Below are 12,059 nucleotides of genomic sequence, written 5' to 3' on the forward strand. Positions count from 1 at the left end.
TTGAACACCGGCGACCCCACAGCGACAACGGGCAGCTCCAGCAGGAGTTTCGCGCTGCTACAGCGATTCGGGCGGAGCCTGATGTTGCCCATCGCGGTTCTGCCCGCCGCCGCGCTGCTGCTCCGGCTGGGGCAGGACGATTTGCTCGGCGCCATTGCCGGGCTCGAAGCAGTGGCAGGGGTGATCGGTGCCGCCGGGGGCGCACTGTTCGACAACCTCCCCCTGTTGTTCGCGGTCGGTGTGGCCATCGGCATCGCCAGGAGAGCCGACGGATCGACCGCACTGGCGGGGGCGATCGGCTATCTGGTGCTGGCAGGTGTGCTCTGGGAAATGACCGGCACCGAGGCGGGCACCGCCTACAACGGGGGCCCCTACGGCGTTCTGGGCGGCATCATCGCCGGTTTGACCGCAGCCTTCCTGTGGCAGCGTTACCACCGGATCAAACTTCCCGACTACCTCGCCTTCTTCGGTGGGCGCCGGTTCGTGCCCATCATCACCTCGGTGGCCATGCTGGCCATCGGCGTGCTCCTCGGACTCGTCTACCCGGTCTTCGATGCGGGATTGACGGCCTTCGGCAATGCCGTCACCGGCAACGCGATCATCGGCGGCGGCATCTACGGCGTGGTCAACCGCCTGTTGATCCCCTTCGGGCTGCACCACATCCCCAACTCCGTGGTCTGGTTCCTCACCGGGGAGTACCAGGGCGCGCATGGTGACATCAATCGCTTCTTCGCCGGGGACCCCACGGCGGGTACCTTCATGACCGGCTTCTTTCCCATCTTCATGTTCGCCCTGCCCGCAGCCGCTCTGGCCATTTACCACTGTGCCAAACCCGCACAGCGCAAGATCGTCGGCGGGATCATGTTCTCCACCGCGCTGACCGCCTTCCTCACCGGCGTGACCGAGCCCCTGGAGTTCTCGTTCCTCTTCGTGGCCTGGCCGTTGCTGCTCATCCACGCCGTCCTGACCGGAACGTCGATGGCACTGGTCAATGCCCTGGACATCCATTCCGGTTTCGCCTTTTCGGCCGGAGCGATCGACTACGTGCTCAACTTCGGGATCTCCCAGAAACCGCTGTGGTTGATCCCGATCGGGCTCGGGTACGCGGTCCTCTACTACGTCCTCTTCCGGTTCGTCATCACCCGGTGGAACCTGCCCACTCCGGGGCGCGAGGACGACGACACCACCGCGGGTGGCGGTGTCCCGGAAAGAACGCGGGCATCGAGTGCAAGCTCCTCGGCCGAGGAGACCGACGCCGGGTCCACCGGAACACATGCCGAGGACACGGGCCGCGCATGACAGCGCCCCAGTGGGTACTTCCCGTTCCGGCGGTTATTTCCCCGGCCGCTCCTGCCGGAACCATCGCCTGTCGACGACATATCCCCGAGAATGGACAACCATGCCCGAACGACGGGTCATCGTGGCCAGCAAGGTGGGCCTGCACGCACGTCCGGCCGCCGTGCTGGCCAAGAGCGCAGCAGCACAGCCGGTCACCATCACCATCAGCAAGGACGGATGCCCCCCGGTCGAGGCCGGGAGCATTCTGGGGCTGATGACGCTCGGTGCGGCCCACGGTGACGAAATCGTCCTCGCCGCCGAAGGCGAGGGTGCCGACGCGGCTCTGGACCGGCTCGCCGAACTCGTCGGCACCGAACTCGGCGACGAGTAGCCGTCCGAGGGCCACGGCCCGGGCCACCCGCAGGTGCCCCACCTGTCCCGTCACAGCGGCAGGGGCACCACAGCACCCGTCGCCGCGCTCATCGCATCGCGCATCGCCTCCCGCGGCGCAGCACACCCGGTGAACTGCTCGACCTGGCCGAACGCCTGATGCAGCAGCATGTCCAGACCGGTCGCCAGCCGCCCACCCGCTTGCTGCACCGCAGTGGCCAGCGGAGTCGGCCAGGGGTGATAGATCACGTCGAGCAAGCACGCCGCCCCTGCCAACTCCCGGGCATGCACATCCACAGCACCGGCAGGCAGGGTGGAGACCACGACGTCGACCGACGAGGAGGCTCTGGCCAAGTCCAGGGAGTCGAGCCGCTCGGTGCGGGTTCGCAAGCCGACCCGCTCAGCGGTCTGCAGGGCTTCGGCGGCCCGGGCAGGTTCGCGTACGGCCAGCGTCACCTCGCCGATCCCGAGTTCGGCGAAGGCCGCGAGTGCGGCAGCGGCTGTACCCCCCGCCCCGAGCAGCAAGCCGCTGTGCCCGGAGGAGAATCCGGCTGCCGAGCGCAGTGCCCCGGTCACCCCGTCGACGTCCGTACAGTCCGCGGCCCAGCCGCCGGGGCGCCGCACCAGGGTATTGGCCGCTCCGACCGCCACCGCTCGATCGGTGACCTCCGAAGCCAGCTCCAGCGCCGCACGCTTGCCCGGCATCGTCACCGACAGCCCCACCCACTCGGGGCCCAGTTCACCGGCCAGCTCGGTCAGGCCGTCCGCATCCCGTTCGATGCGCTCGTAGGTCCAGTGTTCCAGGTCCAGAGCGGTGTAGGCGGCACCGTGCAGAACCGGTGACAACGAGTGTCCGACGGGTGAACCGACCACACCCGCACGAACGACTGTGGCCGGTGCCGGATCGGAGAACACGCCGTCAGATGGCACCACGTTCCTCCGCCTTCTGCCGAGCGGCATTGTGCTGCTCGTTGGTCTCGGAGAAGCACGACGTGCCGTCCTTGTAGCACCGCACGAAGTATCGCCATTCGCCGGGCGTCGGGTTCACGGCCGCGTCGAGGGCCGCCTTGCTCGGCGAGGAGATCGGGGTGGGGGGCAACCCGGTGTTCTGATACGTGTTGTACGGGCCGGGACGTTCGCGGTCGCTGGGGTCGGTCAGCAGCGTCGGCTTGTCCAGCGGGTAGTTGATCGTCGAGTCGAACTGCAATGGCATACCGGTGTCGAGCCGGTTGCGGATCACCCGCGAGACCTTGCCGAAGTCCTTCTTGATGGCCTCACTCTGGATCAACGAGGCTATCGTGAGGACCTCGTACGGCGAGAACCCGGTTCCCTCGGCGATGGCGGGCATCCCTGCCGCCTGCAGCTTCGCCGCCGAGGCCTGCAGTACCGAGCTCAACACTTCTTCGGCACTGCTACCGGGCTGGACGTGGTAGATGCCGGGCATGATCAGCCCTTCCAGCCGGCGCTCCGCCTCCGCCGACGAGGCCGACTCGACGGCCCACTTCGGCACGCCCAGCGCGGCCAGATCGGCTTGCGCCGCGGTCGTGCGCATCTCCTCGCTGCTCACGCACGTGTCCGGCCCGCCCGATCCGGCACAGGTGGCCTCGGCCAGCAGGGACAGGATTCCCGGCACGACCTCACCGTTCGGCCTCGTCTGGTCCTCCAGCCGCATACCGCCGCGGATTTCCACCCGGCCCGCTCTGGCCTCGTCGGCCAGGATTCGACGCACGGCGGCTTCTCCGGACATCCGCTGCTTCATCAGGTAGAAGCCGGGCTGGATACCGGCGATCTCCGAATTCCCCTTGGCCGCCTCGATGAATGCCGCGGCACTGGCCACGACATCCTTGTCGACCAGCGTCCGCCCGATCGCACTGGTGGTGTCGCCGCGTTCGACCTCGATCACCACTTCGCCACTGCCGGAGCCATCGTAGTCCTCGTAGCTGCCGATCCGCAGCAGTTGGCTCACCCCGTAGACCGCACCGCCGCCCACGATCAGCAGCGCGAACAGGCCCGCGACGGCGGTGACGACACGGCGACGCCGCCTGCGGCGCAGGCGATCCCGCTCCTGCCTGCGGCCACGCTGCTGTGGATCACCGGATTCCTCGGCGAACAGACCGAGATCATCGCTCACGCAAGATCCTCTCGTCCGGTCCGGCCACGGGCGTCCAGCCATCCCTGCAGGATCTCCACCGCAGCCGCCTGGTCGACCACGGCCCGCTTCCGCTTGCCGCGCACACCCCGTTCGGTGAGCATGCGGCTGGCGGTGACGGTGGTGAGCCGCTCATCGCTGAACCGGACCGGAACCGGTGCCACGCGCGGTGCGAGCGCCTCGGCGTAGGACTGCGCCGCCTCGGCAGCGCTCCCGTGCCTGTCCGCCAGTGTCTTCGGCAGGCCGACCACGATCTCGACAATCTCGTATTCGACGACGAGTTCGGCAAGCCGGATCAGATCCGTGCTCCCCGCCTCGTCCCGCTTCAGGGTAACCAGCGGGGTGGCCAGCATGGGGGCCGGATCGCTCACGGCGATTCCCACACGTACCGCTCCCACGTCCACGGCCAGCCGTCGCCCGGGGCCCGGATCGGCCGAACCCTCCGGACACCCGGGTCTCGCCTGCTCCTGATTGTGGTCGCTCACCCGCGCGACACCACCTGCTCGACCTCCTTGCGCAGCGCGCCGATCGCCGCGGTGATCCCGGACGGGTCGGAGCCGCCGCCCTGGGCCATGTCGGCCTTGCCGCCGCCGCGGCCGCCGACGTGGGAGGCGAAGGCGGGCACGAGCTTGCCCGCCGCGAAGCCGCGATCCTGCGCGTCCCGGCTGACGGCCACCACGAAGGAAACCTTCGAGGTCTCCGGATCGGAGGAGAACACGGCCACCACCGAGGGCCGCGAGCCGAAGCGGCCCCGGATCTCCGAGGCCAGCGCGCGCAGCGAGTTGCCGTCCACGCCGTCGGGCACCTGCTCGGCCACCAGGCTCACACCGCTGACATCGGCGGCCCGGCCGGCCAGCTCACCCGCCGACTGCAGCACCTGACTCACGCGCAGCTGCTGCAGCTCCTTCTCGGCGTTGCGCAACCGGGTGACCATGCTCTCCACCCGCTCGGGCAGCTCCTCGGCCGGAGCCTTGAACTGCTCGGCGAGCTGGTTGACCAGCATGTGTTCCTTGCTGATGCGGCGCATCGCGTCCATGCCGACCAGGGCCTCCACGCGTTGCACGCCGGAGCCCACCGAGGAGCTCGAGACCAGCTTGACCACGCCGAGCTGGGCGATGCTGCCGACGTGGGTGCCCCCGCACAGCTCGCGCGAGTAGTCGCCCATGTCGACCACCCGCACCTGATCGCCGTACTTCTCGCCGAACAGCGCGATCGCGCCGAGCTCCATGGCCCGGTCCATGCTGGTGTTGTAGGCCTGCACCTCGACATCGTTCTGCAGGTACTCGTTGACCTCCTCCTCGACGCCGCCGAGCACCGAGGACGACACCCCCGAGGGGGCGGTGAAGTCGAAGCGCATCCGGCCGGGCGAGTTCAGCGACCCCGCCTGGGCGGCCCGCTTGCCGTAGGCGCTGCGCACGGCCGCGTGCACCAGGTGCGTGGCCGAGTGCGAGCGGGCGATGGCGCTGCGGCGGTCGACGTCGACGGCGGCCTCGAGCTCGGTGTCCAGACCGACCTCACCGCCGAGCACCGTGGCGGTGTGCACGAACAGCCCCGGAACGGCCCGCTGCACGTCGGTGACCTGCAGTTCGACACCCTCGCCGACGAGCTTGCCGGTGTCGGCGATCTGGCCACCGCCCTCGGCGTAGAACGGGGTGCGGTCCAGCACCAGCTCGACCTCGCTGCCCTGCCCGGCGACCGGGACCGGGGCGCCGTCGACCAGCAGTCCCAGCACCCGGGACGTGGACTGCAGGTCGGTGTAGCCGATGAACTCGGTGGTGCCGTGGGAATCCAGCAGCGAGCGGTAGGTGGACAGGTCGCCGTGGGCGGTCTTGCGCGCCTTGGCGTCCTCCTTGGCCCGCCTGCGCTGCTCGCTCATCAGCTCCCGGAAGCCCTGCTCGTCCACCGACAGGCCCTGTTCGGCGGCCATCTCCAGGGTCAGATCGATCGGGAAGCCGTAGGTGTCGTGCAACTGGAAGGCCTTGGAGCCGGGAAGCTGCGTGCCGCCCGCCTTGCGGGTCTCGGCCGCGGCCGTGTCGAAGATCTTCGAGCCGGTCGAGAGGGTGGCCAGGAAGGCCTCCTCCTCGTTGCGCAGCACCGAGTCGATGCGGTCGAACTCGGTGACCAGCTCGGGATAGCTCGGCGACATGGCGTCGCGGACGACCTTGGCGAACTCGCCGAGCACCGGCTCGTGCACCCCCAGCAGACGCGCCGAGCGCACGATGCGGCGCAGCAGGCGGCGCAGCACGTAGCCACGGCCCTCGTTGCCCGGGGTGACGCCGTCGCCGACGAGCATCACGCCGGAGCGCGCGTGGTCGGCAATCACGCGGAAGCGGACGTCGTCGTCGTGGTCGTCGCCGTAACGACGCCCGGAGACCTCCTCGGCCTTGTCGATCACCGAGCGCAGCAGGTCCGTCTCGTAGACGTTCTCGACGCCCTGCAGCAGACACGCGATGCGCTCCACGCCCATGCCGGTGTCGATGTTCTGCTGCGGCAGCGGACCGAGAACGGGATAGTCCCCCTTGTTGGGGCCGGTGCTCTCACCGCGCTGGTTCTCCATGAAAACCAGGTTCCAGATCTCGGTGTAGCGGTTCTCGTCGACGATCGGGCCGCCCTCGGCGCCGTACTCCGGCCCCCGGTCGTAGAAGATCTCCGAGCAGGGGCCGGACGGCCCGGGCACCCCCATGTCCCAGGAGTTGTCCTCCACACCCCTGCGCTGGATGCGTTCCCACGGCAGGCCCGCGACCTCGTGCCACAGGCGAGCGGCGTCGTCGTCGGTCTCGTAGACGGTGGCCCAGATGCGCTCGGGTTCGAAACCGTAGCCGCCCTGGTCCTGCGGCCCGGTGACGAGGCTCCAGGCGTGGCGGATGGCGCCTTCCTTGAAGTAGTCGCCGAAGGAGAAGTTGCCCGCCATCTGGAAGAAGGTCAGGTGCCTGGTCGTCTTGCCGACCTCGTCGATGTCGCCGGTGCGCAGGCACTTCTGGATGCTCGTCGCGCGCGGGTACGGGGCGGGGGCGTCGCCCAGGAAGTACGGTTTGAACTGCACCATCCCGGCGTTGACGAACAGCAGGTTCGGGTCGTCCAGGATCAGCGAGGCGCTCGGGACGACGGTGTGCCCGGCGGCGCGGAAGTGCTCGGTGAAGCGGTTGATGATCTCGTGGGTCTGCACGGTGGTGTCCTTTACGCACGAATGCGGGCGGCCGGTCGCGGTTGTCGGCGAGGCGCCTGTGGGAGTTCCTCGCGGAAGCCTCAGCGCCCCGCCCGGCGAGCTCGCCGAGCCGCCGGGCGCTCTCCGTCGCCGCCCGGCCGCGCTTCGCTCGAAGCGGCCCCGCCGGGTCGAGGCGTGTCGCCGATCTCCCCCCGCAGCCTGCGGCGGTCGGCGTCCACGCCACTACGTTCGGTGACGGTCTCGTGAAGCTCACGCTCTCGTTCGGCCATCCCGGCGCGCACCTCGGCGCCGAAAGAACCGACCGCTCCGGCCAGCTCCCGCACCGCACCACCGAGCTGGTCGGCCACTCCGACCGGCGTTGCTCGGCGAGCTGTCTCGCCGGCCTTGCGGCTCAGAGCGACTCCGGCGGCAACGCCGGCACCGAACCAGAACAAGCGCCTCACTTGCGCCCCCTTTTCCCTCGGCGAGAATGCCTGCCCGCAGGCTCTTCCCTGCGTGTGCGGCGAGCGCGCAGGGCCTTGGTCACGCCGTACGAGAACGCGGCTGCCTTCACCAACGGGCCACCCAGTGTAGCGGTGAACAGCGAGGACAGAGCGGAGACGTTGCCACTGACCGACTTGGCGTTCGCCGTGATGCCGTCAACCCGCTCCAACTGCGTGTTGACATGGGTCAATGTGGTGTTCGCGCCGGTGAACAGCGGGTCGGAGTTCTCGTGCGCCTTACGGATCGCATTGGTCGCCTCATCCAGCGTACGGCCGAGTTTGACCAGCGGAATCGCCAACAGTACGACCAGCAGCACGAATGCGCCCGCTGCGATCAGCGCGGCGATCTGCGTGGGCGTCACGTGCCCTCCCGGGTTCCACATGGTTGTTGAGCCACTGACACCGGGCGCGCCGGCCTCAGTGCTGATGATCCGGCTCAGGTTACCGCGCCCCCGACGGAGTGACGTGCACGGCTGGCTGAGTGTTCGACGGGCACGCACCGAGTGCGGTTGCTCATCCGGCGGAAAGGACGGTTTCCGGATGGGGAAGCCGCGCAACCGTCCCGTCGTCAGGCACCGATCGGCGTGTGCGCACCCGCACCCGCGAGCACGCCGGTGACGTTGCGGGCGGCCAACACGGCCATGGCGGTGCGTGTCTCGGTCGTGGCCGACCCCAGGTGCGGCACCACCACCACGTTGTCCAGGTCGAGCAGATCCGGTTGAACCGTCGGCTCGTGCTCGAAGACGTCCAGCGCCGCACCGGCGATGGACCGCCTCCCCAGGGCGCGGGCGAGGGCCTGCTCGTCGACCACGGGACCACGGCTGGTGTTGACCAGCACCGCCGAGGACTTCATCCGCTCCAGGGCCGTCTCGTCGACGAGATGGCGGGTGGCCTCGGTCAGCGGACAGTGCAGGGACACCGCATCGGCCTCGTCCAGGAGCTGCTCCAGGGACACGTAGCGAGCCCCGAGCGCGGTCTCCACATCGGGGTCCACGCGGTTGCGGCCGGTATAGGTGATCTCCATGCCGAATGCGCGGGCCCGGTGTGCCACTGCCTGCCCGATCCGGCCGAGCCCGACGACGCCCAGTGTCTTGCCCTGCAGGCCGGTGCCGAGCATGAACGACATGTGCCACGACCAGGGCGTCCGCGAACGCAGCAGCCGCTCACCCTCACCGAGGCGGCGCGTGAGCATCAGCAGCAGACCGAAGGCCAGGTCGGCGGTCGCGTCGGCGAGCACACCCGGGGTGTTGGTGACCGCGATGTCCCGCTGCGCCAGGGCATCGACATCGACGTTGTCGTAGCCGACCGCGACGTTGGCCACGACCCGCAGTTGAGGCCCCGCCGCGTCGACCACAGCGCCGTCGATGCGATCGTGCACCATCGACACGATCGCGTGCGCTCCCCGGACGGCTTCGTGCAACTCCTCGGCCCGAAGCGGCCGGTCCTGCTCGCAGACGTGGACCTCACCCACCGAGCGCAGCTCTTCCAGCGCCGCTTCGGGAATCGACCGGGTCACCACGATCCGCCACTGCACCACTTGCCTCCCTTGCTGTCGAACACCCTCGTGCAGGGCTTCCGCATCGAGGAGCGACCACACCATCACATCTCTCGCGGGCTGCCACAGCCGCCGGGTCGGCCGCGCCCGAACTCACCCATCGTCCGGAGTCTGCCCGCGCACGATGCCGCGCAGTTTCGGGACACGGTCGGCCAGCGTGCGCTCGGCACCGTGCCGGGTCGGTGCGTAGTACTCGCGGTCCACCAGCTCGTCCGGTGGGTACTGCTGCTCCAGCACCCCCTCGGACTTGCCGTGCGGGTACCGGTAGCCCTGCGCGTTGCCCAACCTGCTCGCACCCGCGTAATGGCCGTCCCGCAGATGCGCGGGCACCGCCCCCGCCTTGCCCGCACGCACGTCCTCCAGCGCCGCGTCCATCGCCGCGATCACGGCATTCGACTTGGGTGCCGTGGCCAGATGAATCGTCGCCTGGGCCAGCGCCAACCGCCCCTCGGGCATGCCGATGAACTGCACGGCCTGACTCGCCGCCACCGCACTCTGCAGTGCCGTGGGATCGGCCATGCCCACGTCCTCGCTGGCGTGGACCACGAGGCGCCGGGCGATGAACCGCGGGTCCTCCCCCGCTTCGACCATGCGCGCCAGATAGTGCAGCGCCGCGTCCACATCCGAGCCGCGAATCGACTTGATGAACGCGCTGACCACGTCGTAATGCTGGTCCCCGTCCCGGTCGTAGCGCACGGCCGCCCTGTCGACCGTGGCTTCGACCGTGGCCAGGTCGATCACCTCGGCCCCGGTGGATCCCGCGGCCTCCGCCGCCGCCTCCAGTGCCGTCAGAGCACGGCGGGCGTCGCCGCCGGCGAGCGCGACCAGATGCGCCTCGGCGTCCTCGGCGAGCCGGAAAGCTCCGCCGAGGCCACGCTCCTCGGTCACCGCCCGGCGCACCAGCTCGCGGACATCCTCGTCGTCCAGGCTGCGCAGCTGCAGCACCAGCGATCGCGACAACAAGGGGGAGACCACGGAAAAGAACGGGTTCTCGGTGGTGGCCGCGACCAGCAGCACGGTGCGGTCCTCCACCGCGCCGAGCAACGCGTCCTGCTGGGTCTTGGAAAAGCGGTGCACTTCGTCGATGAACAGCACCGTGGCCTCGCCGGAACGGCCGAGCCGCCGCCGGGCTTCCTCGATGACCGCACGGACTTCCTTGACTCCGGACGACAGGGCCGACAGCGCGACGAAACGCCGCCCGGTGGCCCGGGACACCAGCCCGGCCAGCGTCGTCTTGCCCGTGCCGGGCGGCCCGTGGAGCAGGACCGAGGCCGGGGCCGCACCTTCCACCAGTCTGCGCAACGGCGCGCCGGGGCCGAGCAACTCGTCCTGGCCGACCACTTCGTCCAGCGACCGTGGCCGCATCCGCACCGGCAGGGGCGCGTTCTCGGCGAGCCGCTCTCCCGCACGATCATCGGCCTCGGCGCCGAACAGGTCCCTCGCGGACGATTCCCCACCGAACAGGTCGCTGTCGAACAGGCCGTCACTCACGGTCCCGACGCTACCCGCCGGTCCCGACACGACGAAGACACCGGCCAACCCGGACGAGCGGGCCGGATCGAGCGCAACCAGCGACTCCGATTCGAGCGGCACGTCCTCGCCGCTCGGCGGCCGCGGACGGGCGCGGAAGCCCGCCGAGGGCGCGCTGCCGGGACATCAGCGAAAAGCCGGATAGGTACGCAGTTCGAGCGCCCCGGAACCGAAACGCTCCACGAGCGCATCCACCACCCGGTTCGCGTACTCGGCGACCTCGGAGTTCCCCGAAGTTTCGGCATCGGTGCAGAGCCGCTTCCACCGCTCGGCGAGGGCAGTACTACGCCGAGGTGAGGGCATGTGGGCGGCGATCGGCGTGTCGGCCTGCCCGGCGCGGGGCAGGAACCACCACGTCGACACCCATACCCACAACATCTGAGCCTCGAAGAGCCTCGGCCGGAGCACCTCGTCCTGATCCAGGTCCGGCCAGACTTCCACGACTTCCGAGCGCCAGGTCGCGAGCATGCTCTCGGCCAGATGCTCCGGCATCGCATACGAGCACCACGACGACGGGAACGGAAACTGGAGATAAGCCGCGTCGAGAGCGATATCGCGCACGCACGCCCACTCGAAGTCCAGAAAACGCGCTCCGTTGCCGGTCACCAAGCTGTTGTCCGGGCAGATGTCGGAGGGACTGAACGAGCGGTACTTGCTGGCTGCAAGGAGCTGCGCCGCCCTGTCCAGCCGCTCGGTCACCGCTTGCGGTATCGCCACGCCGAGGGTCTGCTCGATCACCTCCGGCAGTTCCGTCAGCGCCTGCCGGATGTCCTCGGCAACCGGATCCGTCCAGGAGGTCGCCCCGAGCCTGCGCATCAGCGCGTCGAAGTCGGCCTCGCGACCGGCCATCGTCGTGTGCAACCGACCCAGGGACCGCGCCCACGCCAGCAGCGCCCGCTCTGCCGCCCGGGGATCGTCGGCAAAGAGCACATCGGCCAGTGTGGAACCCCGTCCGAGGTCCTCCAGGACCAGCAGCCGACGGTCGCTGTCCTGGGCGATCAGTTCCGGACCGACACGGATCTCGGGCGGAAGGGCGGTGGCCAACTGGCAGCTCGCGGCCTCGTGCGCGAAGGGGTCGGAACGTTCCGTACCGGAGGGTGCCCCGTAATGCTTGACCACGAGTGTGCGTGGGAGCTCGAACGGGGTTTCGGCGACCCGCACCCGCATCACGACCGAACGGTCGCTACCACCGAGATCCTCGGGGTCGGCGAGCCGGACCGGCGCACCCGTCCTACTGGTGAGCACGGATTCCGCAGTGCCGACGGTATCGGTCACTCCCGAACTCGCGGGGACACGAGCCTCCGGCGAGCCGGTGGTGATTTCCACGCTCATCGTCTCCAGACCCTACCGCTCTCACCTGACATCTAAAGCGACCTCATCGGTTAAGTGACGCACGACAACCGGATTCCGCACATTCTCGGGGGCGACGGTCCGGGCGCCGTCCCCTTCCCACCGGTACGCCGACGAGGACGGCTCGGCAACCTCCGAACGGGCACACCATGCACCGAA

11 protein-coding genes are annotated in these 12,059 nt (G+C 69.3%); 2 read left to right on the forward strand and 9 right to left on the reverse strand.

Going from position 1 to position 12,059, the window contains the following annotated elements; genetic code table 11:
- Positions 1–81: 81 nt before the first annotated feature.
- The gene (locus DFQ14_RS09745; protein ID WP_114452901.1) at positions 82–1,299 is read left to right on the forward strand and encodes a PTS transporter subunit EIIC; all 1,218 of its coding nucleotides are present in this window, start codon (positions 82–84) and stop codon (positions 1,297–1,299) included.
- A gap of 100 nt (positions 1,300–1,399) precedes the next feature.
- Positions 1,400–1,669: an HPr family phosphocarrier protein gene (locus DFQ14_RS09750; protein WP_114452902.1), complete on the forward strand. Its 270-nt coding sequence runs from the start codon at positions 1,400–1,402 to the stop codon at positions 1,667–1,669.
- 50 nt (positions 1,670–1,719) lie between these two features.
- Here the strand turns inward: DFQ14_RS09750 and DFQ14_RS09755 are convergent, their stop codons facing one another.
- The 9 genes from DFQ14_RS09755 to DFQ14_RS09795 all read right to left on the reverse strand — a co-directional run bounded on the left by DFQ14_RS09755 (position 1,720) and on the right by DFQ14_RS09795 (position 11,882).
- A complete protein-coding gene (locus DFQ14_RS09755; protein WP_420810150.1) occupies positions 1,720–2,541 on the reverse strand; it encodes a shikimate dehydrogenase in 822 nt (273 codons plus the stop codon).
- A 46-nt stretch (positions 2,542–2,587) separates the two neighbouring features.
- Entirely contained in the window at positions 2,588–3,799 is a 1,212-nt protein-coding gene (gene mltG / locus DFQ14_RS09760) for an endolytic transglycosylase MltG (RefSeq protein WP_114452904.1), read from the reverse strand.
- Positions 3,796–4,302, reverse strand: a complete 507-nt coding sequence (gene ruvX / locus DFQ14_RS09765; protein WP_114452905.1) for a Holliday junction resolvase RuvX — start codon at positions 4,300–4,302, stop codon at positions 3,796–3,798. Before ruvX ends, mltG begins: the two co-directional genes overlap by 4 nt.
- Entirely contained in the window at positions 4,299–6,983 is a 2,685-nt protein-coding gene (alaS, locus tag DFQ14_RS09770; RefSeq protein ID WP_114452906.1) for an alanine--tRNA ligase, read from the reverse strand. Before alaS ends, ruvX begins: the two co-directional genes overlap by 4 nt.
- 80 nt (positions 6,984–7,063) lie before the next feature.
- Positions 7,064–7,426: a hypothetical protein gene (locus tag DFQ14_RS09775; RefSeq protein ID WP_114452907.1), complete on the reverse strand. Its 363-nt coding sequence runs from the start codon at positions 7,424–7,426 to the stop codon at positions 7,064–7,066.
- The gene (locus DFQ14_RS09780) at positions 7,423–7,827 is read right to left on the reverse strand and encodes a DUF948 domain-containing protein (RefSeq protein ID WP_114452908.1); all 405 of its coding nucleotides are present in this window, start codon (positions 7,825–7,827) and stop codon (positions 7,423–7,425) included. Before DFQ14_RS09780 ends, DFQ14_RS09775 begins: the two co-directional genes overlap by 4 nt.
- 206 nt (positions 7,828–8,033) lie before the next feature.
- On the reverse strand, positions 8,034–8,999 hold the full coding sequence (locus DFQ14_RS09785; RefSeq protein ID WP_114453087.1) for a 2-hydroxyacid dehydrogenase: 966 nt from the start codon (positions 8,997–8,999) through the stop codon (positions 8,034–8,036).
- 114 nt (positions 9,000–9,113) lie between these two features.
- On the reverse strand, positions 9,114–10,511 hold the full coding sequence (locus DFQ14_RS09790; RefSeq protein WP_179951531.1) for a replication-associated recombination protein A: 1,398 nt from the start codon (positions 10,509–10,511) through the stop codon (positions 9,114–9,116).
- A gap of 165 nt (positions 10,512–10,676) precedes the next feature.
- On the reverse strand, positions 10,677–11,882 hold the full coding sequence (locus tag DFQ14_RS09795) for a phosphotransferase (RefSeq protein WP_114452909.1): 1,206 nt from the start codon (positions 11,880–11,882) through the stop codon (positions 10,677–10,679).
- Between the last annotated feature and the right edge of the window lie 177 nt (positions 11,883–12,059).

The sequence above is a fragment of the Halopolyspora algeriensis genome (assembly GCF_003337235.1).
GTDB classification, from domain to species: Bacteria; Actinomycetota; Actinomycetes; order Mycobacteriales; family Pseudonocardiaceae; genus Haloactinomyces; species Haloactinomyces algeriensis.